Origin of the sequence: Hymenobacter sp. BT559 (assembly GCF_016427535.1) — a bacterium.
GTDB lineage: Bacteria > Bacteroidota > Bacteroidia > Cytophagales > Hymenobacteraceae > Hymenobacter.
The window spans coordinates 248,727-275,073 of sequence record NZ_JAELXV010000003.1 but is presented as its reverse complement, the minus strand read 5'-3'; the positions used below and the strand labels follow the sequence as shown (position 1 = coordinate 275,073).

At 60.8% G+C, this 26,347-nt stretch carries 19 protein-coding genes and 1 pseudogene; 12 read left to right on the top strand and 8 right to left on the bottom strand.

From position 1 onward, the window contains the following. Nucleotides 1-165 precede the first annotated feature (165 nt). The 4 genes from JAO77_RS12000 (at nucleotide 166) to JAO77_RS11985 (ending at nucleotide 5,627) form a co-directional block, all read left to right on the top strand. Nucleotides 166-1,263 carry a sensor histidine kinase gene (locus tag JAO77_RS12000; RefSeq protein WP_198990619.1) on the top strand — a complete coding sequence of 366 codons (1,098 nt, stop codon included), beginning with the start codon at nucleotides 166-168 and terminating at the stop codon, nucleotides 1,261-1,263. Further along, a complete protein-coding gene (locus JAO77_RS11995; protein WP_198990618.1) occupies nucleotides 1,260-1,958 on the top strand; it encodes a LytR/AlgR family response regulator transcription factor in 699 nt (232 codons plus the stop codon). Before JAO77_RS12000 ends, JAO77_RS11995 begins: the two co-directional genes overlap by 4 nt. Nucleotides 1,959-2,072: 114 nt before the next feature. Continuing rightward, nucleotides 2,073-3,554 carry an alkaline phosphatase PhoX gene (locus tag JAO77_RS11990; protein WP_198990617.1) on the top strand — a complete coding sequence of 494 codons (1,482 nt, stop codon included), beginning with the start codon at nucleotides 2,073-2,075 and terminating at the stop codon, nucleotides 3,552-3,554. A 156-nt stretch (nucleotides 3,555-3,710) separates the two neighbouring features. Continuing rightward, a complete protein-coding gene (locus JAO77_RS11985) occupies nucleotides 3,711-5,627 on the top strand; it encodes a cytochrome-c peroxidase (RefSeq protein ID WP_198990616.1) in 1,917 nt (638 codons plus the stop codon). Nucleotides 5,628-5,738: 111 nt separating this feature from the next. Here the strand turns inward: JAO77_RS11985 and JAO77_RS11980 are convergent, their stop codons facing one another. From JAO77_RS11980 to JAO77_RS11965, 4 genes are all read right to left on the bottom strand, one after another. Continuing rightward, nucleotides 5,739-7,799: a sensor histidine kinase gene (locus tag JAO77_RS11980; RefSeq protein WP_198990615.1), complete on the bottom strand. Its 2,061-nt coding sequence runs from the start codon at nucleotides 7,797-7,799 to the stop codon at nucleotides 5,739-5,741. 125 nt (nucleotides 7,800-7,924) lie between these two features. Continuing rightward, on the bottom strand, nucleotides 7,925-9,562 hold the full coding sequence (locus tag JAO77_RS11975; RefSeq protein WP_198990614.1) for a carboxylesterase/lipase family protein: 1,638 nt from the start codon (nucleotides 9,560-9,562) through the stop codon (nucleotides 7,925-7,927). A 439-nt stretch (nucleotides 9,563-10,001) separates the two neighbouring features. Then, nucleotides 10,002-11,831 (bottom strand): molecular chaperone HtpG, encoded by a 1,830-nt coding sequence (htpG, locus tag JAO77_RS11970; protein ID WP_198990613.1) that lies wholly within the window; start codon nucleotides 11,829-11,831, stop codon nucleotides 10,002-10,004. 125 nt (nucleotides 11,832-11,956) lie between these two features. Then, a complete protein-coding gene (locus tag JAO77_RS11965) occupies nucleotides 11,957-12,373 on the bottom strand; it encodes a hypothetical protein (protein ID WP_198990612.1) in 417 nt (138 codons plus the stop codon). Between the two features lie 723 nt (nucleotides 12,374-13,096). Between JAO77_RS11965 and JAO77_RS11960 the strand changes: the two genes are divergently transcribed. The 8 genes and pseudogenes from JAO77_RS11960 (at nucleotide 13,097) to JAO77_RS11920 (ending at nucleotide 20,948) form a co-directional block, all read left to right on the top strand. Continuing rightward, nucleotides 13,097-13,420 carry a hypothetical protein gene (locus JAO77_RS11960; RefSeq protein WP_198990611.1) on the top strand — a complete coding sequence of 108 codons (324 nt, stop codon included), beginning with the start codon at nucleotides 13,097-13,099 and terminating at the stop codon, nucleotides 13,418-13,420. Between the two features lie 244 nt (nucleotides 13,421-13,664). Then, nucleotides 13,665-16,121 carry a TonB-dependent receptor gene (locus JAO77_RS11955; protein ID WP_198990610.1) on the top strand — a complete coding sequence of 819 codons (2,457 nt, stop codon included), beginning with the start codon at nucleotides 13,665-13,667 and terminating at the stop codon, nucleotides 16,119-16,121. A gap of 83 nt (nucleotides 16,122-16,204) precedes the next feature. After that, nucleotides 16,205-17,155: a cation diffusion facilitator family transporter gene (locus tag JAO77_RS11950; protein ID WP_198990609.1), complete on the top strand. Its 951-nt coding sequence runs from the start codon at nucleotides 16,205-16,207 to the stop codon at nucleotides 17,153-17,155. Between the two features lie 128 nt (nucleotides 17,156-17,283). After that, nucleotides 17,284-17,664 (top strand): hypothetical protein, encoded by a 381-nt coding sequence (locus tag JAO77_RS11945; RefSeq protein ID WP_198990608.1) that lies wholly within the window; start codon nucleotides 17,284-17,286, stop codon nucleotides 17,662-17,664. Nucleotides 17,665-17,757: 93 nt separating this feature from the next. Further along, the gene (locus tag JAO77_RS11940; protein ID WP_198990607.1) at nucleotides 17,758-18,198 is read left to right on the top strand and encodes a DUF6526 family protein; all 441 of its coding nucleotides are present in this window, start codon (nucleotides 17,758-17,760) and stop codon (nucleotides 18,196-18,198) included. A gap of 62 nt (nucleotides 18,199-18,260) precedes the next feature. Then, nucleotides 18,261-19,330 (top strand): annotated as a pseudogene (locus JAO77_RS24545) (NAD(P)H-dependent flavin oxidoreductase). Nucleotides 19,331-19,415: 85 nt separating this feature from the next. Then, complete coding sequence (locus JAO77_RS11925; protein WP_198990604.1) at nucleotides 19,416-19,718, top strand: DUF4286 family protein; 303 nt, start codon at nucleotides 19,416-19,418, stop codon at nucleotides 19,716-19,718. 234 nt (nucleotides 19,719-19,952) lie between these two features. Beyond that, nucleotides 19,953-20,948, top strand: coding sequence for an SDR family oxidoreductase (locus JAO77_RS11920; protein WP_198990603.1), 996 nt, complete (start codon nucleotides 19,953-19,955; stop codon nucleotides 20,946-20,948). 136 nt (nucleotides 20,949-21,084) lie between these two features. Here the strand turns inward: JAO77_RS11920 and JAO77_RS11915 are convergent, their stop codons facing one another. The 4 genes from JAO77_RS11915 to JAO77_RS11900 all read right to left on the bottom strand — a co-directional run bounded on the left by JAO77_RS11915 (nucleotide 21,085) and on the right by JAO77_RS11900 (nucleotide 26,304). Further along, complete coding sequence (locus JAO77_RS11915; protein WP_198990602.1) at nucleotides 21,085-23,325, bottom strand: prolyl oligopeptidase family serine peptidase; 2,241 nt, start codon at nucleotides 23,323-23,325, stop codon at nucleotides 21,085-21,087. A 39-nt stretch (nucleotides 23,326-23,364) separates the two neighbouring features. After that, on the bottom strand, nucleotides 23,365-24,192 hold the full coding sequence (locus tag JAO77_RS11910) for a hypothetical protein (protein ID WP_198990601.1): 828 nt from the start codon (nucleotides 24,190-24,192) through the stop codon (nucleotides 23,365-23,367). 110 nt (nucleotides 24,193-24,302) lie between these two features. Beyond that, entirely contained in the window at nucleotides 24,303-25,622 is a 1,320-nt protein-coding gene (locus tag JAO77_RS11905; protein WP_198990600.1) for a M20/M25/M40 family metallo-hydrolase, read from the bottom strand. A 16-nt stretch (nucleotides 25,623-25,638) separates the two neighbouring features. Beyond that, nucleotides 25,639-26,304, bottom strand: coding sequence for a hypothetical protein (locus JAO77_RS11900; protein ID WP_198990599.1), 666 nt, complete (start codon nucleotides 26,302-26,304; stop codon nucleotides 25,639-25,641). Between the last annotated feature and the right edge of the window lie 43 nt (nucleotides 26,305-26,347).

The following is a 26,347-nucleotide window of genomic DNA, read 5'->3' as shown; positions in this document are numbered from 1 at the left end:
AAAGCAACAGCCGCCCAAAACCTTCTTTTCGCTTTTTTCGACCACGCCAGGGCCGATTTCGACCAAGCGCGCCCGCTCGATTTTTAGTCGAAAAAATCCCCCGTTTGGTCGAAATTCAGGGTGCTTTCTTACCCTAGGCAGGCTTTCGGCTGCCACCTTCGCTCCATGCAACAAGACGATGCCGCGCGGCCTAGCCGCTTCCCCCTGTTTTTTGAAGTGCTAGTGTGGGCGCTCTATGTAGGGATGTATAAGTACAACTACTTTATGGAGGACAGCCGGCTGCACCCGACCGAAAGGGCCAATTTTCCCTTTCCGCAGCTGATACTGTTTGCGCTGGCGGCTACGCTCTATGTGGTGCCCTACTACCGCTGGCTGCTGCCCCGGCTGCTGCGCCGACGGCGCTACGCGGCACTGCTGGTGCTAGGGGCAATATTGTATATGTGGTGGGGAATCAAGCTCAACACGATGCTGATGGCGCTGGCTTTTCGGCCCGTGGCCGTGCCGCCGGCGCTGGCCGCGTTTTACCAGCACTACTACCGCGACGGCATTCGGCTACTGTTCCACCCCGGCATGCCTTATTTACTATTGCTGCTGACCGATTTTCTCGCCTTTAGCTGCGTGGGCTTTGTGCGGGTGGCCTTCGAGCAGGAGATGCGCCGCCGCCAAATCGAAAAGGAGCATGCCGCCTTGCAGCTTGAGCAGCTCAAAGCACAGCTGCAGCCGCATTTCCTCTTCAACACTCTTAATAGCATCTACGGTCTCAGCCTAGCAGGCTCGCCCGAAACGCCACGCTTCATCTTGCTGCTGTCGGAGCTGATGCGCTACGTGCTCTACGACAGTGGCAAGGAGCGCATAAACCTAGCCGATGAAGTGGCGTTTCTAGACAATTACTTCGAGCTAGAGCAGCGCAAGTATGAGGGCGCGCGCATTCGGTTTAGCACGGCCGGGGCCGACCTAGGCGGGCGGCAGGTGCCGCCGCTGCTATGGCTGCCGCTGGTCGAAAACAGCTTTAAGCACGGCCGCCACCACTTCAGCGACGATGCCAGTGTGGAGGCCACCCTCACGACCGCGCCGGGCCAATTGCGCTTCGTCATCGAGAATGACATGCTGCCCAGCCCGCCACCCGCGTCGCCGCGCCGCAGCGGAGGCATTGGCTTAGAGAATATTAAGCGGCGCTTGCAGCTTTACTACCCCGGCACCCACGAGCTACACCTAGGCGAGAACAACGGCCGCTACCGCGCCGAGCTTATTTTGCACCTATGAGCACTGCCCCTACCCGCTGCCTGATAGTCGACGATGAGCCGCTGGCCCACCAGGTCTTAAAGCAATTCATTGCCCAAACGCCAGGCCTCGTGCTCAGCGGCCTGTGCCGCCACGCCCTGGAGGCCCACGAGCACCTGCGCCAGCACCCGGTCGATTTAATGTTCTTAGACATTGAAATGCCGCTTGTTACGGGATTAAATTTCCTCAAAACGCTCCCCTCGCCGCCCGCTACCATCCTCACTACCGCCTACCGCGAGTACGCCTACGAGGGCTTCGAGCTCAACGTGCTCGATTACTTGCTCAAGCCGTTCAGCTACGAGCGCTTCCAAAAGGCCGTGGCGCGCTACCAACCCCCTACCCCAGCCGCCGCGCCCAATGCCGCCGACGACACCCACCTGCTACTCAAGGAACAAGGCAGCTTGCTGAAAGTGCCGTACCGCGATATTCTATTTGTGGAGGGCTGCAAAGACTATGTAAAAATCGTGACGGCTGCCAAAACCTACCTGCACCACGCCACTATGAAGGAGATGGTAGACACCCTAGGCGAGCGCTTTGTGCGGGTGCAGCGCTCCTTTATCGTGGCGGCGGCCCACATCAAGCTGCTTCAACCCGAGCAACTGGTATTGACTACGGGCGACGAGATACCCATTGGCAACTCGTATAAGGCTGACTTACTGACGTTTTTTAAGAAGTAAAGCTTTTGCATTTTCCTTAATCAAATTTTCATAATTACGGCTTGACGTTGGCGTAACACTAAACGAGGAATTTTGGGGACCTGTTAGAACCCAGTTTTTTTCCGTTTTTATTTTATGACCAACACTACTCTTCTTCGTTCGGCCCGCCTAGCGGCCCTAGGTCTTCTGCCCTTGCTAGCAGCTTGCAGCAACGACGATAACAACGAGCCCGGCAACCCCGTCGAGCTGAAGGCACAATCGGTGACGCCATCGCTGGTGAAGGCAATGTCGGGCTTTGAGAACCTGCAAATCATGCCCCTGATTTCGTCGGACGATGTGCTGGCCGGGTCGCCCAACTTCATATTTGGCCCGCAACCCGATGGCGCCGGCCTGCTGAAGAATCCCGCCGCCGAGGGTGGCTACGTGCTGATTAACAACCACGAGATTTCGCAGTCGGTATCGCGCGTGTACCTTGACCGCACCTTCAAGCCGGTACGCGGCGAGTATATCCTGGACTACAATGGCGGCACCACCCGCCTGTGCTCGGCCACGCTGGCCACGCCCGAAGAGCACGGCTTCCCGATACCCACCTTCCTGACGGCCGGCGAAAGCGGCTCCGAAAGCATGGTGCACGCCCTCGACCCACTAGGCACGGCCAACAAGTCTAACTCGAGCCGCCGCAAGCCCGCCCTAGGTAAGGCCAGCATGGAAAACGCCGTGCCGCTCAGCAAGCAGGCTTACCCCGGCAAAACGGTTATCGTGATTGGCGAAGACGACACCAACGGCCAGGTGCTGCTCTACGTGAGCAACACGCCCGGCGACCTCGACAATGGCAAGCTTTATATGATGAAGCGCCAGAACAACGACCCCGTCGAGACCAACATGAGCTCCGGCACCAGCTACGACGTGCAGTGGGTAGAGGTACCCAACGTGACCACCATGACGGGCGCCCAAATTGCTGCCTTCTCGGTGACCAACAATGCCTTGCAGCTAGCCCGCGTGGAGGACCTAGACTACCGCAAGGGCAGCGCCGCCAACAACCGCGAGGTGTACTTCACGGCTACCGGCGTGAGCGCTTCGGATAAAGTGACGCCCGTGGCTGGCAAAACCATGTGGGGCCGCGTTTATAAGCTGAACCTGAATGCCACCGACCCTACCGCCGCCGCCAAGCTCGAAGTGGTAGTAGACGGCGCCAGCGACCCCGGCAACTACATCGTGAACCCGGACAATATCTGCGTGACCGACAACTACGTCTACATTCAGGAAGACGGCGACTCGTACTACGTGGCCAACAACCACGACGGCCGCATCTGGCAGTGGGCCATCAACAGCCCCAGCCAGCGCGCCAAGGCCATGCTTGAAATGGACCACCGCCGCACTGATGCCACCTTCAACGCCAAGTATAACCCCAGCAACAACCAGCAGAAAAGCTCCTGGGAATACGGCGCCATGTACGACATCAGCGACCTCGTAAATACGCCTAACACCTTCTTGGTCAACATTCACCCCCACACCTGGCAGGATACCAAGTTCCGTAACGCCGATGGCTCAGGAGCAACTTCCAACACCAACAGCGAGGGCGGCCAGGTCGTCATCGTGCGCGGCGTAGCCAAGTAGTTTTCAGGACCTAGGGCCTTTGCAGCACCCTCCGCCGGCCCTGGTGGGGGGTGCTGTTTTATAGAAGCACAACTAACTGTCATGCTTCGCTACGCGCTGCATGACCAGTGAGGGATAGCCTCGCTTCTGCATCAGCGGCCACAGCTTGGCACTTTTATGAAACAGCCTCTTTTTCAATTTTTAAGCCTAAATCTGCTACTGGCAAGCGTGCTGACCTACTGCACGCCCGCCACCGACGAGCAGGCCACTCCCCCACCCGCCCCCACCGGCCAAACCACCCAGCAAGCCCGCTCGCGCCCAGCTCAGGTAAAAACCGCCGTAGCTCGCGACCTAGGGCACCTGTTAGCCCTCATTGATAAGGAGCTGCTGCCGCTGAGCCGCCGGCCCGCCGCTGAGCCGCTCCCTATCGATTCGCTGCGGCAGGCATTCCGGCGCTGCCGGCTGGCCTACAAGCGCGTCGAGCCGTTTACCGAATACTTTTTGCCCGCCACCAGCCGGTTGGTGAATGGCGCGCCCGTGGCTGAAGTGGAGGTGGAAGAGACCAAGATGTTTGAGCCGGCGGGCTTGCAGGTAATTGAGCCGCTGCTGTACCCTAGCCCCGCCCCGGCCGCCCAAGACACGGCCAGCCGCACCGAACTGCGCCGCCAAGTAGTGCGCCTGCGACGGCAGATGCGCTCGCTCCAGCTCTCGTGGGCCGACCAAGAGTTTACTGATGCTCACGTCTTTGACGCCTTGCGGCAGCAGGTGTTTCGGGTGGTGGCACTGGGTATCACGGGCTTCGATACGCCGCTGTGCCCCACCGCCACCTTGCCTGAAGCAGAGGCCGCCCTAGGTGCTCTAGAAGCGTCGTTGCGGCTGTATGCCCCGGCTGGCGCTACCGCTGGCAAGCCAGCCGCGCCTACCGCGCAAGCCCGGCTGGCGGCGGCTCGCACGGCCCTACTACAGCAACAAGATTTTGCGTTGTTCGACCGCATAGGGTTTATTCGCAGCCACGCCAATCCACTGGGGCGCAGCCTACTGGCTTTGCAGATGCAATTAAACATTGCGCCGTTTCCGGGCGAGTTGCGGGCGTTGCGGCCCAACGCGGCCACGCTATTCGATACGGGTGCATTCAACCCCGATTTCTATACTGGCAACCGGCAGTGGTTCAGTAACCCGGCCAAGGTGGCCCTAGGTCGCGCGCTATTCCACGACCCCGTGCTGAGCGGCGGCGGCCGCTCCTGCGTCTCATGCCACCAGCCAAGCCGCGCCTTCACCGATGGCCTGGCCTTGAGCGCCACGCTCAACGGCGGTACGTTGCGGCGCAACACCCCTACCATCCTCAATGCCGCACTCCAGGCCGGGCAATTCTACGACCTGCGCGCCCCCAATCTTGAAAACCAAGCCATTGATGTAGTCGGCAGCCGCGACGAGATGCACGGCTCACTGGAATCTGCCGCCGGCCGCCTGGCCCGGCAGCCGCGCTACGCCGCGCAGTTCCGCCAAGCTTTTCCCGGCACCGAAGCTGGCGCGCCGCTCGTGAGCCCGGTGCGCATCCAAAACGCGCTGGCTGCCTACGAGCGCAGCCTCGTGCGCCTCAACGCACCCTTCGACCGCTACGTGCGCGGCGAAAAGGACGCCGCCTTGAGTTCGGCCGCCGTGCGCGGCTTTAATCTCTACGCGGGTCGGGCACGCTGCGCCACCTGTCACTTCTTGCCCCTCACCAACGGCACCGCACCCCCTACTTTCCAAGACTCGGAGGCCGAGGTGTTGGGCGTGCCCACGCGCCCCAGCAGCCGGCAGCTCGACCCCGACCTAGGGCGCTACGCTCTCACCAAGCTGGCCCCATTGCGCCATTCTTTCAAAACGCCTACGCTGCGTAACGTGGCGCTCACCGCGCCTTATATGCACAATGGGCAGTTTCGCACCCTAGATGAGGTCATCGCGTTCTATAACGAGGGCGGCGGGGTAGGCCAGGGTATTTCCGTCGAAAACCAAACCCTGCCGCCCGACAAGCTGCACCTTTCTACCCGCGACGTAGCCGACCTCAAAGCGTTTTTATTAACGCTAACGGACACTACTCGCCAGCGCTGAGTAATTAGTACCGTCTGTCATTTCGAGCACAGCGAAGCAACCACACCTGTTGAGCGACACTATTGGGGTGCGATTGCTTCGCTGCGCTCGCAATGATAATTGTTTATTGTCCTAGGCCGGGAAGCGGAGGATGAACGTGGTGCCCACGTCTACCTGGCTTTCCACGGTAATGGTGCCGCCCGCGTTTTCCACTATTTTCTTCACCATATACAGCCCCAGGCCCGAGCCCTCGACGTGGGTGTGCAAGCGCTGGAATAACTGAAACAGCCGCGCCTGCTGCCAATCACCCACGCCCAGTCCATTGTCTTGTACTTGCAATACTAGCTCATCACCCTCGGGGGCACAGGCCATACGGATGCGGGGCGGCCGCGCGGGATGGCGGTACTTGAGAGCATTGCTGAGCAAGTTGTAGAGGATGCTGCGCAAGTTCTTCTCCGAAAATACGCGTGGCTGGCAGTCATCTACGTCTACTTCAAGCTCGGCACCGGCTTCGGTAAGCTGGGGTAGCAGGTCCTGGCGCACGTCTTCCAGCACGGCCGCCAGCGACAGCGTTTCGGGAGGATGAGCGAACTCGATTTGTAGCTTGGTGACGTCGGTGAGGTGGCCAATGGTGCGCGTAAAGCGCTCGACCGAGCCGTGCATGCGGCTCAGCACGGTAGCCACTAGGCCGTCGGTGCGAACTTCGGCAGGCAGGCTCTTTTTCAGTAAGTTCAGCAAGCCCTCAATGTTGGTAATGGGCGCTTTGAGGTCGTGCGAGGCCGTATAAATGAAATTATCCAGGTCGATGTTGGTGCGCATAAGCTGCTTGTTGGCGGCGCATAGCTCCTGGTTGGCGGCCGTCAGCTTGTCATTGAGGCGCCTTACCTGCTCGTGCGCCAGTACCTTATCAGTCACTTCAAAGCCAAACACATAGACGCCGTCTATTTCGCCGTGCTCGTTGTGGCGGGCCTGCTCGATGTAGGTAAAGTAGCGCTCTTCCACCACGCCGTCGGGCCGGGCCACGGGTACCGCCTTGCTGTCGGCTAGGTGGGTGCGGCCTGTTTTGTACACCCCGCGCAGGCCGTGCCACACGGGCTGGTCGGCATACTCGGGCACCGCATCCAGAATAGACCGCCCAACTAAGGTACGGTTATCAAAAAGCGCCTGGTAGCGCGGATTGACGAACTCGTACACAAACTTGGGCCCCGCCAGCACACAGATGGCGGCCGGGGCCTCGGCAATGAGCTGCGCCAGGCGGCCGCGCTCGCGCTCGGCCTCGGCCCGCGCGAGGTGGGCCTGCCGGGTGCGGTCCTGCACGCGGGCTTCTAGCTCCTGGTTGAGCAGTTCGAGTTGCTGGCGCGCCAGTACCTGGTCGGTTACCTCAATCGCCACGGCTATCGCACCCACTATGGCACCATTTTCGGCCCGCCAGGGCTGGTACGTCACGTGGTAGTAGCCGCTATCGGGCTTGCCTATGTTGGCACGGCTGAGTTCGACCGATACTTCCCGAAACACGATGGTTTCGCCTTGCATCACCCGGTGCAGCACCAGGTCGAAGCCTTGCCCCTGCAGCTCGGGCAGCGCCTCCATAATGGGCTGACCCAGCAATTTTTCCCGCGTGCTACCTAGGAGCGTCGCGTTGGCCTCGTTCATGAGTTCGACCACGTGCCGGGGCCCCTTCAGCACCGAAATGGCCACGGGCGCCTGCTCAAACAGCCGGGTCACCTCTTGCTGCTGGCGCTCGGCTAGCTGCCGGGCCGCCTGCTCGCGGGTTAGGCTGGCGTGCAGCTGCTCGGCCACCGCCTCAATGGGGTGGTTGGTGGTCGTTTCGAAGCTGACAACCAACCTAGGGCCCTGCCGCTGCGCCACCAGGCGGTAAGTGAATACTAAGTCGGCAACCTCGCGGGTACCCTCGTACTCGGCCCGCCCGCCGCTTAGGTAAGCTTTTTGGTAAAAAGCGAACAGTCCTTCATCGTCGGGGTACAGCGTGCGCAGCGACTCGGTAGGCCGCGCCGGCAGCAGGACTTTGCGCTGGGCTATGGGGTTAAGGTATTCAAAAACTACGTCGATAATGTCTCCGCCCTCCGCAGCAAACACGGGGCGCAGCAGCATCATACCTACCGGAGCTACCTCCAGTAGCACCTGCGCCAGTTCGTCGGGCTCGGTCGCGTCAGTTAATGATGTAGGCTCCATACGCTATCATACGAAAAGAGGAGCTAATTTGATATAACGTTTTATCTATACCTAATACCCAGGCACACCAATTCTATCACCTTAGTAGTCAGACACCGGCGTACGGCTCTGCTAGTGCCTAGCACTTACTTCGTCGCCAGCTGCTCGAGCAGCAAGTAGCGGTCGCGGGTTTGGTCGGGCACGGCCTTGGTTTGCACGTCGAGGTGCAGCAGTTGGCCACCCGCGCCGGGCTTCAGGGCCGGCCAGGTAGGCAGGCCCGCGCCGTTGGGATTGCCGGTCTTGATGAAATTGGCGAAGTAGGCCTGCATGGTCTTCGACACTTGGTAGTCGTCGGGCGTCCAGGCAAATACTTTATTGCTCCCTAGGTTGCCGAGCGCGTACTCTATCTCGGCCGAGTGCACGGCCCCCTTGGCAGGCGGCGCGGGCTTAGCGTTGGGGTCGCCCTTGGTTACGCCGCCGGCTAGGTTGGCCGTGGCGTTGCCCATTTCGGGCGTCATGGCCGGGCGCGGGCGGGCGTAGTAGTAGCGGTACACGGGCCGGCCGCTGGTGTTAGCGTGCGCATCGGCCCACTTCCAAGTGCTATAGCCCAGAAAGCGGTCGCCGGCCAGGTCGGTAGCGGCTTGTTCTACCTCGGCATCGGTGGTGGCGGGGTACAGGCGCAGCACCTCGGCCGCGCGGTCGCCGAAGTTTTTCTGCACGGCGGCGCGGTAGTTTTCCACGGTTGGAGCAGCCTGGCCCAGGATACCCTGGTAGCCGCTTTCCTGCGAGTTCCAGCCCACCAGCAGCGGCACCTTGGCTTGCTGCCCAGCCAAGAAAATTTCCTTGGGCGACTGCGGAAACAAGTAGCCATCTACAATGGCCGAAAAGCGCGGCGCACCTGGCTTACCACTGGCTTCTAGCACCTGCTGGGCCGGCAGCGCCCGTAGTGCGGCTAGCGAGCCCACGCCGAGGCTGGTAGCCCAGGTAGCGCCCGCCTGCTCGGCCTGCGCCAGCGCGGGCAGCGGCTGCAGACCTAGGAGCGAGCCGCTTTCGCCTATGGCGCCGGCTATTAGGTTTTTAGAAAGCGGTGATGCCATTTGGGCGCTCACCGAAAACGAGCCCGCCGACTCGCCCGCGATAGTAATGTGCTGCGGGTCGCCGCCGAAGGCCGCAATATTGTCCTTCACCCACTTAATGGCCGCGGCCTGGTCGAGCAGGCCGTAGTTGCCCGAGGCGTGGTGAGGCGATTCTTTGGTCAGCTCGGGATGGGCCATAAAGCCAAACGCCCCCAGGCGATAGTTCACCGTTACGGACACGATGCCCCGGCGGGCCATGCTTTCGCCGTCGTAGCGCGGCTCCGAGCCGTCGCCGGCCACCAGCCCGCCGCCGTAGAAGTACACCAGCACCGGCCGCTTCTCGCTGGTAGTTTTGGCCCCGGTCCACACGTTCAGGTAGAGGCAGTCTTCGCTCACGCCATTCGAGCGGAAATTCATATCGCCAAATAGCGGAAGCTGCATGGCCCTAGGTCCGAATTGCGTGGCCGGGCGCAGGTTGGTCCACTTGGCTGCGGGCTGGGGCTCGCGCCAGCGCAGGTTGCCCACCGGCGGGGCCGCATAGGGTACGCCCTTGAAGGTGTGAATATTATCAACCGCCGCGCCTTGCAGCACGCCGCCGCTCACGCGGGCTTGGTTGCGGGCTAAGTCGGCCGCTGCTTTTTGGCTTGGCTGGGCAACGGCGACCGTTACCACGAAACAGGGTAGCGCCAGGGCAATCAGGTTTTTCATAGGGCGGGTGGGGCGAGCAAAGAGCTAGGTGCTTGAATTTTTTACAGCACGAGTCGCACAATAGTAAGAACTTCTGCCGAAAATCTTGCTGACTGCCCTAGGGCCAGCGTCGGGCCCACCAGCTGCCACTAACTCAAAAGCCCCTGTGACTAGCGCGAGTTTAGCGCAGCGTAACTCGTGCCTGAGTATGACGTGGAGTTTGCAACTCCACTGCCGCAACGCGGCAATGTGCGGAAGGGATTGCCGCTTGGCTTGCGCAATCTCGCTCATTTCAACTGTGATTTGCCGCTAACGCGGCAGTGGAGGCGCAGCCTCCACGTAATACCTAGGCACGAGTTACGCTGCGCTAAACTCGCGCCAGTTACACCAGCCATTACCAAATCAAAAAGCCCCGCCACTTTGCGGTGGCGGGGCTTTCGTTAACCTAGGACGGCTCTACTTATAGCAATTCAGTGCTGCGCTTCACGAAGGCCGTGAGAGCTTCGCCCTTCAGCAGGCCCTGGGCCAGCAGCGCCAAGTCGAAAGCTTGCTTGGCAATGGTGTCGCCGCCGTCGGCCAGCACCTTGCTCACCAGCGGGCTGTTGGCGTTCACGGTCACGTCAAACGAGTCGGGCATGTTGCCGAACATCTGCATGCCGCCTCCGCCACCGGTGCGCTGCATGTCCTTCATGCGGCGCATAAACTCATTTTGGGTGATAACCACCGGCGCATCCTGCGGCGAGAGGGCCGCCACTTTCACGTGCATTGCGGGGTTGCTGATAGCACCCGTAAATACCTCTTCCAGCTTCTTTTGGTCGTCTTCGCTCAGCACGCTGGCCGGGGCTTCTTCCTTCTCGATGAGCTGGCCGGCCGTGGCCGAGTCCACGCGCTTAAACGTAGTCTTCTCGAGCTTCTGCTCTAGCAGGCCGATGAAGTGCGCGTCGAGCACTTGGTCCATGTTCAGCACGTCGTAGCCACGCTCCTGGGCTGCTGCCACGAAGCCGTGCTGCGCCTCAGCATCGGTGGTGTAAAGCACCACAGTGTTGTCGGTCTTGTCTTTCTGGTTGGCCTGCACGTGCTCGGTGTACTCGGTGAGGGTACGCAGGGTGCCGTCCACGCTTTTCAGCAACACGAAGTCCTTGGCGCGCTCATAGAACTTATCGTCCGAGAGCATGCCGTACTTCACAAACAGCCCAATGTCAGCCCACTTCTCCTCGTAGCCAGCGCGGTCCTTGCGGAACAGCTCGGCCAGTTTGTCGGCCACCTTGCGGGTGATGTAGGTGTTGATTTTGCGCACGTTGGCGTCGGCCTGCAGGAAGCTACGCGACACGTTCAGCGGAATGTCCGGCGAGTCAATCACGCCGTGCAGCAGCATTAGGAACTCGGGCACCACGTCCTTCACCTCGTCGGTGATGAACACCTGGCGCGAGTACAACTGAATCTTGTTGCGCTGGAATTGCAGCTCGTCCTTCACCTTCGGGAAGTACAGAATACCCGTCAGGTTGAAGGGGTAGTCCACGTTCAGGTGAATCCAGAACAGCGGCTCATCCATGCTCATCGGGTACAGCTCACGGTAGAACTTTTTGTAGTCCTCGTCGGTCAGGTCGGCCGGCTGCTTGGTCCAGATGGGCGTGGTGTCGTTAATCAGCTCACCCTCAAACTCAATCGGGATGGGCAGGAACTTGCAGTACTTGGTGAGGATGGTGCGCAACCGGGCCTCTTCCAAGAACTCGTCCGAGTCCTCGGCCACGTGCAGCACTACGTCGGTGCCACGCTCGGCCTTGGCGTGCTCGCCGGTAGGCTCGTCGATGGTATACTGGGTCGAGCCGTCGCAAGTCCAGTGCGCGGTCAGGGCGCCTTCCTTATACGATTGCGACCAGATTTCTACCTCTTTGGCCACCATGAAGGCCGAGTAGAAGCCTAGGCCGAACTGCCCGATAATCTGGTCTTTGGCTTGCGCATCCTTCTCCTTGTATTTCTCCACAAACTCGGTGGCGCCGGAGAAGGCAATCTGGTTGATGTACTTCTTAATTTCCTCGGCCGTCATACCTAGGCCGTGGTCCGAAATCGTGATTTTGCGCTGGTCTTTGTCAACCGTCACGCGCACTTTCAGCTCGCCCAGCTCGCCTTTGTACTCGCCCAGCGCTGCCAGACTCTTAAGCTTCTGGGTGGCATCGACGGCATTGCTGACCAGCTCGCGCAGGAAAATCTCGTGGTCAGAATACAAGAACTTCTTGATAATCGGGAAGATGTTCTCGGTATGGATGGAGATGGAGCCGGTTTCGGACATCGGGAAATGAGCTAAGTGAAAACAATAAAAGGCTGACCAACAAGCCGCGCCTGTCAGTCAGCCCTTCTTTCAAAGGCTGTTCCAAATGTAGTAGCCGCTGCCAGGTTGGCAGAGGCCGCGAGCGGCTATGGCCGGCGGTACGGTGCCCGCGGTTCGGCTACCTGCGAGGCCTCGGGTTCCATGGGCCCAAAGGCACTATCCCACTCGGCAAGCAGGGCTGGCAGGCGCCGCGACTCGTTGGTGAGCCAGTGCATGGCCGATACTGACTGGCTAAAGAACTGAAAGTCAAATTTTACGTGGTTTCGATTCAGCATCAGCAGCGTTTCGATGGCTTGCTGATTATAAATCTTACCCGACGAGAGTACCACCACGGCTTGCTTTAGCGACAGCCGCTCCGTTTTAGGCAGCCATTGCGAGCCTAGCCATATCTGGTCGTATGCCGAAATGTCGGGCAGCGTGTCGATTGCCAGTAGGCCGTGCGTGATTTGCAAGCGAATAGCTACTTGCGATAGCTGCTCCAGGGCAGGCCGGAGGCGGCGCATATCACGGCCAGCGGCCCACTCTACTCGTAAAAGATGCAACGGTTCATCATATTGAATTTTGAGTTCTTTAATGTCCGTAATAATCATAAAAACAACAGCGGAAGAAAGAAGAGCATCCTGACGGTACGACTCAACGCACCGCAGGCAATATAATTTTATGCAAGAAAGCGGCGCACGTACGCAGAAACCTTATTTCCGGTCGGGAAAACCGCTCGAAAAACCCAAAATATATTAAATATAGAATAAATACAAAAAACTCGTCTATTTTAATGATATATACTTGATGTTTTGACTTTTCTGAATTAAAAACAAAGGTAACGCCGGTAAGCCTACGCCAAGCACAGCAAGCTGTAGCAACCGCATGCCAAATAGGTTATTTTGTAACAGCATTTCATATGCCAGCCTATGAACTGCGGTAGCAAGCCCGCACCACTGCTTAGTTAGATTGGTACTATTTTTTGCCGGTCCTAGGGTTGGCACATGAGGCACTGCGGCGTGGTGCCCCGCAGCGGTGAAGACTTAGCAAGGTCGTTTACTGGCAGGCGCTCATTACGGCTAGGCCGCGCGAGTGTTCGCGAAACCCTGTTGCACCGCTTCCCCGCTGCGCTTTTTATTTAAGCATATCTTTGCCGGGCGGCAGCCATGCCAAGCCGCCTGCGTTGTCAGTAAGTCGGTTACTTTAGCGTTACTGTGTTGCGGCCCGTTCTTCGCCCCTACCTTGCTTTGCTGCTGCTGCTCTGCCTGATGCGGACGCTGCTGCCGGAGGCATGGATACTGGCGCTGCACTCCCACGAGCACACTACCGAGGAGCCCGCCTTTGCCCCAGCCGCAAAGCACCAGCCAGGTAAGGTGCGGCTCACGGCCAAGCACACCCACTGCCAAACCGAGCAGTTCTATAATGTAGCCTACCAGTCTGCGCCGCGGGTAGCCGTCCCTCTCCCCTCGTGCGCGCTGTACTATCGGCCGCTGGCCGTGCCTGCCACGCTGGCTTGCTCGGCGGCGGCCCTACGGCGCTCGGCTTTGCGCGGCCCGCCGCCGAGTGCCTAGGTAGCTACTGGGTAGCTAGGCCGGGCCTATGCCACCCACAATTCTTTTTCTTTCAATCAATTAGGTTTTGGTCCTGCGGGCTGCGTGTGCAGCCGCGGGCCAGCGCCAAGCGCCGGCGTACCTGCCGGGCGGCAGCTCTGCTCTTCCTCGCTGCTAAGGCCCCGGGCCCTAGCTAGGCGCAGAGGCTTGCTAGCCGAGCCCAGAGCTGGCCGCTTTGGTGCCTTTTTTCTACTTAGTGGGCTTTATGCTTCGTACCTCTTCTATGCTGGTGCTAGCCAGCACCTTGTCTTTTGCGGCAGCAGGCCAATCTACTGCGCCAGTGGCACGCCCGCGGGCAGCGGGGCCAGTCAGTGGCCGCCTTACCGATGCCACCACGGGCGAAAGCCTGCCGGGCGTCAACGTTATTTTTCCCGACCTCAAGCAGGGCACAGCCACCGACGCTGAGGGCCGCTTTAGTTTCGCCAACCTACCCAGGGGCCGGTTCACAGTGCAGATTACCTCTCTAGGGTATAACACGATAAGCCAGCTGGTAGACACTGGCAGCGGCCAGCCGCTCGACTTCAAACTGAGCCCGTCGGCCACCGAGATTGGGCAGGTGGTAGTGACGGGTGTGAGCCAGGCCACAGAGTTGCGCCGCTCGCCGGTGCCCACCACGGTGGTCGACCGCACGCGCCTCAACCAGACCTCGGCCACCAACGTGATTGACGCCATCGCGCACACGCCGGGCATCAGCCAGATTACCACAGGTGCAGCCATTAGCAAGCCGGTAGTGCGCGGGCTGGGCTACAACCGCGTGGTGACGCTCAACAACGGCGCCAAGCAGGAAGGCCAGCAGTGGGGCGATGAGCACGGCATTGAGCTAGACGAGTTCAGCATCGACCGGGCCGAGATTATTAAGGGGCCGGGCTCGTTGCTGTATGGCTCCGATGCCATGGCGGGCGTTATCAACTTCTTAGCGCCCGACCCCATTGCCGAAGGCCACATCACGGGCCAGGCCGTGGCTAACTACCAAACCAACAACCGCCAACAGGGCTACTCGCTCGAAAACGCGGGTAACCTCAATGGCTTTAACTGGCTGGTGCGGGGTACCCGCAAGGTGGCCGGCGACTACCGCAACCGCTACGACGGCCGGGTTTTCAACTCAGGCTTTAATGAATGGGACGCCAACGGCTACGTGGGCTTGAACAAAAGCTGGGGCTATTCGCACTTGACCTTCAGCTCATTTAACCAAAACGTGGGCTTGATAGAAGGCGAGCGCGACAGCCTGACCGGACGCTTTTTGCGCGAGGTGGCCGTGAACGGCCAAGCCGAGCCCCAGGTAGTGACCGACAACCAATCGGGCTACACCTTGCAAGTGCCGCGCCAGCGCATCAACCACTTGCGCTTTGGCACCGACAATAACTTTATCATTGGGCAGCGCGGCGGGCGGCTGGCGCTGCAAGTCAACTACCAGCAGAACCTGCGCCGCGAGTTTGGCAACGTGCTGGCGCCCGACACGCCCGACCTGTACTTCCAGCTGCGCACTGTGGACTACGCGCTGCGCTATTTCTTGCCCGAGCTAAACGGCTGGAACCTGGCCGTGGGCACCAGCGGCCTGCACCAGCAAAACCGTAACCTAGGGCAGGAATTTCTGATTCCGGCTTACAAGCTGAACGAGGGCGGCGTGTTTGGGGTCATCAAAAAATCGCTCGGCGGGCTCGACCTCAGCGGCGGCCTGCGTTACGATGTGCGCCGCATCCGGGCCCAGAGTTTGTACCTCGATGCCGACGAACAGCCCGTGCCCGCCGGCACGGCCGGCGCCGAAACCAAGTTTCCGGGCTTCGAGAGCACTTTCAATAACTACAGCGGCAGCCTAGGTGCCGCCTATAGCTTTAGCGACCGCCTTACGGTGAAGGCCAACCTGAGTCGCGGCTTCCGGGCGCCCAACATTGCCGAGCTGGGGTCGAACGGGGTGCACGAGGGTACCATTCGCTATGAGGTGGGCCAGCCGGGCCTTAAGGCTGAAACCAGCTTGCAGGTCGATGCCGGCGTGAGCTATGTCAGCGACCACGTGCGCTTCAGCATCGATGCGTTTGAGAACAGCATCTCGAACTACATTTTTGCGCGGCGCGTGCTTAATCAGGCCGGCACCGATTCGCTAGTTTCGACGGGGCCCGACATCGGGCTGTTTAACTACGTGCAGGGCCAGGCGCGGCTGCTGGGCGGCGAGGTCACCCTCGACTTTCACCCCCACCCGCTCGACTGGCTGCACTTCGAAAACTCGTTTTCGATGGTGCGCGCCCGCCAGCTCGACGTGCCCGACGAGCAAAAGTACCTGCCCTTCATCCCGGCCGACCGGCTGCAATCGGAGCTGCGCGGCAACTTCCGCCGCCAGGGCAAGCGCCTCACCAACGTGTACGCCCGCTTTCAGCTAGAGCAGACCTTTGCCCAAAACCGCTTCTTCGGGGCCTTCGATACCGAAACGGCGACACCTGCCTATACCCTGTTTAATGCTGGCGCGGGCACCGACGTAGCCGACAGCAAAGGCCGCACGCTGTTTTCGGTATTTGTGACGGCCAATAACCTGTTCGACGTGGCCTACCAGTCGCACCTGAGCCGCCTCAAGTACGCGGCCATCAACTACACCACTGGCCGCCAGGGCGTGTTTAACATGGGCCGCACGGTGAGCGTGAAAGTGGTAGTGCCCCTGGCCTTTAAATAGCACCTAGGCCGGGGTTAGGGCTACTTTCGCACCCAAACCCCAGCCTTTGCGTTTAGGCCAGTACACGCGCACGCTACTTAGTTATGGGCCATTCGCACGACCACGACCACGCCGGCCACGTACACGCCGCCCCGCCGGCCGGGGGCAAATTCAGCGCCGCCTTTGCCTGGGGCATCGGGCTAAACCTGGCCTTTGTCGTTATCGAAGCCCTAGGTGGGCTGTGGTCTAATTCGGCCGCCGTGCTCTCCGATGCGGGCCACAACCTGAGCGACGTGCTGAGCCTGGCCCTGGCCTGGGGGGCCGCCTGGCTGGCGGGCCGCCCGGCCACGCCGCGCTATACCTTCGGCTACCGGGGCGCTACCATTCAGGCCGCGCTGATTAATGCCGCACTACTTTACGGCGCCCTAGGGTTCATTTTGTGGGAAACCATCGACCACCTGCGTCACCCCGAGCCTGTGAAGGGCGGCGCCGTGATGCTGCTGGCCGGCACCGGCATCTTGATTAATGGCTTCACGGCCTGGCTGTTCAGCGCCGGGCAAAAGGGCGATGTGAACGTGCGCGGCGCCTACCTGCATATGCTGACCGATGCGCTGGTGAGCCTAGGCGTGGTGATAGGCGGCGCCATCACCTACTTCACCAATGTAACTTGGCTCGACCCTCTCATCAGCTTCGGGCTGCTGGGGGTGATTGCAGTGAGCTCGTGGGGGTTGCTGCGCGATACCATTCGCCTCGGGCTGCAAGCCGTGCCCGATGGCATCGACCTCGAAAAGGTGCGGCAGTTTATGCTGGCCCAGCCGGGCGTGCAAAGCCTGCACGACCTGCACATCTGGAGCATGAGCAGCGATGGCCACGATACCGCCCTCATGGCCCACCTGGTGCGCCCCGGTGGGGCCGATGCCACGTGGCTGGCCAACCTATCGGCGGGGCTGCTGCGCGAGTTTCATATTCACCACAGCACGGTGCAGGTTGAAGACACCGAGCTGCCTGATGGCTGCCGAAGCGGCTGCGCCGTGCCAGCCGCGGCACATGCCTAGGTGGCTTCAAGGTGGTTAGCAGTGAGTCGAAGTACGCCGCATGCATTAGGTGGCGGTGCTTACCCTAACCCTTACCTAGGCTTTTCACGTTAAAGTAGTTCAGCTAGTTAGCTGTTCATCTTCTTCTCATGAAAAAAGCATTTTTGCTGGCTGCCTTTGCCGTAGCCAGCCTGGCCGCTACCTCGGCCCACGCCCAGACCACTACCCCCGACCAGAGCGCTCCCCAGCCTTCGGTGCAGGGTGCCCAAGCCACCTACGACCAGCAGCGTGCACAGCGGCAGGCCTCGGAGGCCTCGGTGCGCGACAGCAAGCGCGCTATCGAGCAGCAACAAAACCAGGCCGACGACCTCAAGCGCCAGCTGAAAGAGCAGCGCATTGCGGCCAAGCAGCAAAAGGAACAGCTCAAACAGCAGCAGGAAGCCAGCAAAGCCGCCCGGCAGCAGGAGAAAGCTGCTAAAGAGCAACTCAAGGCGCAAAAGAGGGCCGAAAAAGAAGCCCGTAAATCCTAGCCGCGGCTTCGTACTTACGTTTTTTAGTGAAAACTCCGGCCCCGGCCGGAGTTTTCTCGTTTGGCTTAGTTCCTTTTCTAATCTTCTCGCCCAATGGCTGCCAAAAACCCCGTTCGCTACTACCCGCTTCACCATTTTATCGTGCTGCCCCTCACGCTGGTGATGGTTATCTACACTATCCGGCGCTACGTGGGCGTGGCCGGCGACGACTCCGAAATTTCGCGGCTGTGGTTTTCGCTGGCGGCCGTCACGCTGCTGTTTTTTGTCACGGTCGTGATGCTGCGCCAGCACTACGCCCTGCTGCTGCAAGACCGGGTGGCCCGCCTCGAAGTCCGCCAACGCTACTTTGAAGTAAGTGGCCAGCGCTTTGCCGAGCTCGAAAAAAACCTCACGCTCAAGCAGATTCTGACCCTGCGCCTGGCCGGCGACCAGGAACTGCCCGCCCTGGCCCAGGCCGCCGCTCGCGAAAAGCTGTCGCCCCAAGACATTCAGGCCCGCATCAACGATTTTCAGTTTGACTCCATGCGGGTGTGAGCCCTAGGGTCAAACCCTGCGCGCAGCTGGCTGGTTAGTTTTAGCCACCACCCCGCTAGCTTATGAATGCCTTCTGCGAGCGTTTTGCGCTCACCCATCCTATTATTCAGGCACCTATGGCTGGGGTGTCTACGCTAGCGCTGGCGTTGGCCGTGTCACGGGCGGGTGCACTGGGCTCATTGGCCACCGGGGCTACCCCCGATGCGGCAGTAGTGGCCCAGCAGCTAGCCGAGCTACAAGCCGCCACCGACCGGCCGTTCAACGTCAATGTTTTTTGCCACCAGCCGCCCGCGCCCAACCCGGTCCACGATGCTCAGTGGCTGGCCTATTTGCGGCCATTTTTTGAGGACCTAGGCAGCGAGCCGCCCACCAGCCTACCCGAAGTGTACCCTAGCTTTCGGGTGAACGATGCCTTGCTGCGGGTGCTGGTAGCGGCCCGGCCGCGGGTAGTGAGCTTTCACTTTGGCTTGCCTACGGCAGCCCAGGCCAGCGCCCTGCGGCAAGCTGGCGCGCTACTACTGGCCTGCGTTACGTCGGTGGCCGAGGGCCAGGCCGCGGCGGCCCTAGGTGCCGATGCGCTAGTGGCCCAGGGCATAGAGGCGGGGGCCACCGAGGCGTGTTCGACGTAGCTACCGATACCTTTTTGCCAGCCCTCACCCTGACGCGGCAGTTGGCACAAGCGGTACCCTTACCTGTGGTGACCGCCGGCGGGCTCATGACCGGAGCCGACATTGCGGCGGCGCTGGGCGCGGGCGCAGCGGCGGCACAGTTGGGTACTGCCTTCGTCGCTTGCCCCGAGTCGGGAGCCAGTGCGGCCTACCGAGCCGCACTGCTTCAACAGCCGCCACTCGCTACAGCGCTCACCGACGTTATTTCGGGGCGGCCGGCGCGGGGCTTGGTCAATCGGTTTATGCTAGATGTCGACCAGCCAGGCCGGCCTGCTACCGCCGCCTACTCACGGGCCTATGCGGCGGGCAAAGCCCTGGTGGCCGCCGCCCAGCAAGCCGGCGAGCCCGGCTTTGCCGTGCAGTGGGCCGGCACCGGGGCTGGGCGGGCACGCGCGTTGCCTGCCGCCGAGCTAGTGCGCGTGCTGGCCGATGAATTGCGTGCGGCAATGCCCATCTCAAACTAAACCCTCGTAGTAGTAGACGGCGGCTACCTTCAGCTTGGTGCTGTTGAGTGGCCACGCTTGCCTCCTGCGCCCTATTTTCACTCTCATGATTCTATACAACGTTACGACCAGCCTCGAGCCCCGCATTGCCGACGAGTGGGTAGCCTACATGCGCGACCACCACATGGCCGAGGTAGTAGGCACCGGTTGCTTCATCAAAAGTAGCCTGCTGCGCCTGCTCAATGAGGAAGACGACGGCATCACGTATGCCGCCCAGTATTTCGCCATCAGCCTCGAGCAACTAGAGGCTTACCAAGAGCACTTTGCCCCCGCCCTGCGCGAGGAAATGGACCGAAAATTCAAGGGCAATTACGTTTCCTTCCGCACCGTGCTGGAGGTGATAGAGTAGCCCAGCGCTCGCTTTTAATTGCCTGGCAATGTCCGGCTGAGCTAGCTCGGCCGGACATTGTTTTTTAGCGCGGCCGCCTAGGTCGAGCGTTCGTATTCTGCGGCGCCAAAGCGCGTGCATTTACTGCTATACCCCTATGCTTAACTATCTTAGTAAGCTTAACTATAGCAACTTCCTGGCACCTGTTTCGTTTAGCCCAGCCTACTCTTACTTAGCCAACCAGCGTGCTATCTCATGGAAGAAAACAACATTAGCCGGCGCAAGCTGCTCGGTGGCCTGGGCGCCGGCCTAGCTGCCGCAGCCGTATCGCCCATCTTACCGGCCGAGGCGGCCCCCGGCCCCACGGCGGCCCCGCTCCAGGACCCTACCACCAAGTACCCTAGGCCGCCTTTTAAGAGCCAGTCGCAGCCTTGGCCCGGCCTGGCCAGCCAAATGGACCCCAAGCCCGACCACGGCGAAACCAGCTATAAGGGCTCGGGCCGCCTGCAAGGGCGCAAGGCCCTCATCACGGGTGGCGACTCGGGCATGGGCCGCGCCGCCGCCATTGCCTACGCCCGCGAGGGGGCCGACGTAGCCATCAATTACCTGCCTGCTGAAGAGGCTGATGCCAAAGAAGTTATTGCCCTCATCAAGAAGGAAGGCCGCAAAGGCATTGCCATTCCGGGCGACTTGCGCGACGAGGCGTTTTGCAAAAAGCTGGTCGAGGAAGCCGTACGCCAGCTCGGCGGGCTCGATATTGTGGTCAGCAACGCGGCCCGGCAGCAGGCGAATAAGTCTATCTTGGACATCTCGACCGAGCAATTTGACTGGACGATAAAAACCAATATCTACGCGCCGTTCTGGATTATCAAGGCTGCGCTGCCGCACCTGCCTCCGGGCTCGGCCATCATTGGCACTACCTCGGAGCAGGCTACCGACCCGTCGGAAGACCTCTACGACTACGCCCAGACCAAGGCGGCTACTACCAACTACGTACGCTCGTTAGCCAAGCAGTTGGCTCCCAAAGGCATTCGGGTAAATGGCGTGGCTCCTGGCCCCATCTGGACGCCGCTGCAAGTAAGTGGTGGTGCGACCCAAGAAAAGCTGGTCAAGTTTGGCGGCGACACGCCCATGAAGCGGCCCGGCCAGCCCGTGGAGCTAGCCAGCATCTACGTGCAGCTTGCGGCTAGCGACGCCAGCTACGCCACGGGCCAGATTTATGGCTCGGCGGGTGGCAAAGGCATGCCCTAGGGTACCTACTACGTCCACTAAAACACGTTTGTCATGCTGAGCTTGCGAAGCATCTTCTCACGTTAGAGCTAATAACCCTGACGTGAGAAGATGCTTCGCAAGCTCAGCATGACAAACGTGTTTTGTTTATTAATAGCTACTTGCCCATCGGGGTCACGCCCATGTTATAGAAGGCGAAGCTCCAGATATCAGCCCACTCATCAATTTGCAGCTTAGTGCTTTTGCCGGCGCCGTGGCCGGCGTTCACGTCGATGCGAATGAGCGTGGGGTTGTTGCCGGCCTGGTCGGCTTGCAGCTGGGCGGCAAACTTGAAGGAGTGCGCCGGCACCACGCGGTCGTCGTGGTCGGCGGTAGTGATGAGCGTGGCCGGGTAGCTGGTACCGGGCTTGAGGGTGTGCAGCGGCGAGAACTTATAGAGGTTTTCAAACTGCGCCTTGTCGTCGGAGGTGCCGTACTCGGGCGCCCAGTTCCAGCCGATAGTAAACTTCTGGTAGCGTAGCATATCCATAACGCCCACGGCCGGGAAGGCCACCTTGCAGAGGTCGGGCCGCTGCGTCATGGTAGCGCCCACGAGCAGGCCACCGTTCGAGCCGCCCGCAATGGCGAGGTGGTCGGCGTCGGCATACCCTAGGGCCTTCAGGTGCTCGGCCGCCGCGATGAAGTCGTCGAATACGTTTTGCTTATTGGGCGTCATGCCGGCCTTGTGCCAGGCCTCGCCATACTCGCCGCCGCCGCGCAGGTTCGGAATAGCCAGCACGCCGCCATTCTCCAGCCACAACATGCGCGCGGCCGAAAAGCCCGGCGTCAAACTCACGTTGAAGCCGCCGTAGGCGTAGAGGTAGGTTGGGTTTTTACCGTCGAGCTTCACCCCTTTTTTGTGGGTGATGAACATCGGAATCTTGGTGCCGTCCTTGCTAGCGTAGAATACCTGCGTGGTGAGGTAGTCCTCGGGCTTCACATCCACCCTAGGCGCCTTAAATACGGTGCTCTGGTTGGTAGCCGGGTCGTATTTATAGATGGTAGTGGGATAGGTAAACGACGTGAACGCGTAGTACAGATACTTGTCGGTGCGGCGCCCGCCAAAGCCCGCCGCCGTGCCAATGGCCGGCAGCGCTACATCGTACTTATACTTCCCGTCTTCGGTGTACACCTTCACCTGCGAGCTGGCGTCGTGCAGGTAGGTGGCCAGCAGCTGGCCCGCGGCTTGGCTGATGCCTTCGAGCTTTTCCTTGGCCTCGGGAATCACTGTTTTCCAGCTAGCCGGCTGCGGGTGCTTGGGGTCGATGCGCACCACTTTGTAATTGGGCGCGTGGTCGTTGGTGTACACCAGCAGCTCGCCGCCTAGGTTACCAATTACGCTGGTATCGTACTCGTAGCTAGTTTGCAGCGTAGTCCAGGCAGTGGCCTGCTTGGGGTCTTTGAGGTCGCGCACCAGCAGCTGGTTGCCATCGGCCTTGCTATCGGTAAGCGAGAGAAACAGAAAGCGCTCGTCCTCCGTCACGCCCGCAATGCGGAACCCTAGGGCTTTGGTCTTGTCTTCGTACACCAGCTTGTCCTGGCTCTGCGGGGTGCCCAGCTGATGGTAGTACACCTTGTGGTACTCATTTTTGCCGGCCAAGCTGTTTTCGCCGGCTTTGGGGGCGTCGTAGCCGCTGTAGTAGAAGCCCTTGCCCGCCCACGAAATATCCGATACTTTCACCCAATCGAGCTCGTCGGCCAATGGCTGGCGGGTTTGCATGTCGAGCAGGTGCACCTTTTGCCAGTCCGAGCCGCCGCCGCTGGTGGCGTAGGCTAGGTAGCGGTGGTCGTTGCTGAAGTGCAGCCCAGCCAGGGCCGTAGTGCCATCGGCCGAAAACTTGTTGGGGTCAAGCAACACTACGGCGTTTTCGAGCGGCTCGCCCTTTTTCACGGCGTAGACGACGGCTTGGTTCTGCAAACCATCGTTCTTGCTGAAAATCAGCAGGTCACCCTCCACGCTGGGCACGCCGTAGCGCTCGTAGTTCCAGAGGGTAGTGAGGCGCTCGCGCACCTTGTCGCGAAACGGGATGCGGCTGAGGTAGTCGAAGGTCACCTGGTTTTCGGCCGTTACCCAGGCTTTGGTTTCGGGCGAGTCCAGCTCTTCGAGCCAGCGGTAGGGGTCGGCCACGGTGGTGCCGAAGTAGTTGTCGGTGTGCGCGTCGCGGCGCGTTTGGGGGTAGGTCAAGGCAGTGGAAGTAGCGGTGGGCTGCGCGCGCTCGGCAATCGCCGATTCGGTGAGGGCGTCGTGGCCGCCGTTGGTTTTAGAAGGAGAGATGCCCGCCTGGCGGGGCGGCGCCGTGCGGCAGGCGGCTAGTAACAGCAAGCCCGCCGCCGTAGTTGACCTAAAAGCTGCTTTCATAGGGAGGAGAGGTAGAGTGGCGGGGGCAGCGTAGGCGGCCTAGGTGGTGGGTGGCCGTTCGCCTTCGCGCTCGCGCAGGGCCTCGGCCACGCGGCGGGTTATCAGCTCCTCCACCTGCCGCTGCTGGGCCGGGCTCAGCTCAGAGGCTAGGCTGGTCATGCGCCGCATTTGGCGCAGCTCGCGGCCCATGCTCAGGCGCAGCAGCGCAAACAAGACTAGGCTTACAATGCTCAGAATCAAGGCCAGCGGCGCGAAAAAGCGATTGAGCACCGGCTCGGTGGTGGGCGCCTCTGGCCGGGCGGCGGGTGCGCCAGTAGCGCTCGCCTCGGCGGCCTCGGCCAGGCCTGGGGCAGCACGCACGGAGGTATCGGCCGTGGGGGCTTCCTCTTCGCGGCCGGGGGGCAGGCCGGTCGTAACGTAGTCGGTCAGCTTTTTTTCGAGCCCTTGCAGGCGGGCCAGGCGGGCGGGGTCGCGCTGCCGAGCGGGCGACGACCGCAGGCGGGCAATGATAGCCTTAGTGAGCGCCGCCAAGCGGGCCGGATTGTCTTTGAGGCCTTTATATATGCGGCCTTGCCCCTCGATGGGCGCGTACAGCAGCGAATACACCCGCAGGCTGTCGGGGCGCAGGCTCGCGGCCAGGGTGCCTAGGTTGCCGTCGCAGCGCAGGGTGCGCTTGAGGTTGGGGCGGCCGGCATCTTCGTATACAAAGCGCGCTGTGGCGCACCACACCTGCACCTTGGCTTCGTCGAGCGAGGGCTGCCCGAGGGGCGTTTGGGCGCGGGCCGAAGGGCTGCCAACCAAGAGCAGGTAGCCTAGGAGGCCAGCCCCAAGAGCCCAGCGGCGTAGCTGAAAAAGGGAGTGTCGCATACCAAATGAACGCCTAAAAATGGATGGGGGCCGGAAGGTACAACCCCGCCCGGCCCCAATTACAAACTATAAACTTCGCTGGCACCTTGCTGTAGTGCCAGGTGCCGCCCCTACTTACCGGCCGGCTCGGGAGCCACGCGCGTGGGCGTTTGCTGTCCCGCCACAATGCCGGTGGCGCTGCGGGCAATGGCCGAAATAACGTTGGTCATGTTCTTCAGGTCGAGGCTACTGGCTTCATCGTCGACGCTGTGGTAGAGCTTGTCGGTCGGAATCTGGTCGGTGCTGATGGTGTGGGCGGGTACGCCCAGCTTGGCCAGCGTGGCGTTGTCAGAGCGGTAAAACAGGTTTTGCTCGGGATACGGGTCGGGTTCAAACTTGAACTCGGTGCCTTGCAGGTTGGCTTGCAGCAGCTTGCCAAAATCTGACTTGTCGTAGCCCGTGATGAAGGCCGTTTTGGGTCCGAACTTGGCTTCCTTGCCTATCATCTCGATATTGAACATGGCCACTATCTCCTTCGGGTCGAGCTGCTTGGAGAAGTAGCGCGCGCCAAAGCCGCCTATCTCCTCGGCCGTGAAAGCCACAAAAATCAACGACCTCGCATTGTCGTTGCGCTTCTTGAAGTACTCGGCCAGGGCTACTACCGCCGTGGTACCGCTGGCGTCGTCGTCGGCGCCGTTGGCGATAGAGTCGCCAGCCACGGGCTTTATAATACCTAGGTGGTCGTAATGGCCCGAAAAAATGACTTTGTCCGGGGCTAGCTTGGCGTCGCGGCCGGGCAGATAGCCCACCACGTTGCGCAGGGTCACGGGCTTAGTAGCGGCGGTGGCGGCCACCCGGAAGGTAGTGACCTTGGGCGCGGGGGCCTCGGCCAGCACCAGCACGCTGGAATAGGGGCGGCTAATGACTTCGCTGCGTAGCCTAGGCTTGCCAAACTGGCTCAGCATATTCTGAAAGGTAGCCGCCTGCGCGGGGTCAAACACGACGAGCGTGTTCTTGCTGGGCAGCATGATTTCCCGGTAGTGCTCCTGCAGTTTGTCTTCTGGCCCCAGTACCAGCACCTGCACGCTGTCGCGCTCCGTCCAGCTTAGCTGGGGCTTCGTGGTGAGGGCGAGGGCCCGGGTGGCCGGCACGGGTGCACCATTGAGCGTCACCTGCAGGCTCGTCACACCCGATTCGTAAGCTGGAAACTCCTGCATGAAGCTGCTCTGGCCCGGCAGCGGCTGCAAGCCAATGCGCTTAAACTCGCCGGCCAAAAACTCGGCTGCTTTCAGTTGGCCGGGCTGGCCCGTGGCGCGGCCCTGCATATCGTCGGCGGCCAGGGTGGTGAGCACGCGCTTCACGGTTGCGGCCGACACGGCCGTTTTGGTTTGGGCGGTGGCCGATAGGGTACTGGCTACCGCTAAGCAGCCTAGGAGCAAGGAAATACGCATTAAGAACAACTAAAAACTAGCGCGTGGGCGCGGTAAGCAATGGGTCGAGGGCTACTACGGCGGCGGCCAACTCGGTTTCGCTGCCTAGGCTGCCTTTGCGAGCCTTGAGGGCAGCCAGGGCGGCGGGCTGGCCCGCAAGCGCCTGCTCGAGGCTGCTGCGCTTGAGGCGCATGGGCACGAAGCGCCCATCGGCCCAGCGCAGGTAGTAAGTGGTTTGGGCCTCCAGCGCATCAACGCTAGAGCTAGAAGCATAGGCACCACCTTGGGCGGCCTGCTTCACAACGGTTTTGCGCACATATTTTAGTAGCTGCGCGTGGGTACCATCGGCCAGTACTTCGCCGCAGCCCCCGCCTGTCTCGGCCGGCAGCGTGGGGGCCGGGTAGCACACAAAGCGCCGCGTGGCAAGCGTAAACTCCTTTACTCTAGTCACGGACACAGCTACCGAGTCGCCATTGGGCCGCTTGGCCCGCACCTCCTGGTTGTGCACGTCGTATTTGAGTGGGGCCTCTATTGGCTTGCTATTACCATTGAGCAGGAGCTGGCCTGGGGCCCAGGCTGCTACTAGGAATACGTTGCCCTGAATGGCTTCATTGGCTCGCGGTGCCATGAAGTACCCTAGGGCAAACCGGTCGTTGAGGGTGCCGCCGCGCGGGTCGGTGTGCAAATCACTAATCTGCGCCATTCCTACGAGCGGCAGGCCAAGGCAGGCAAGAACTAAAAGCGAG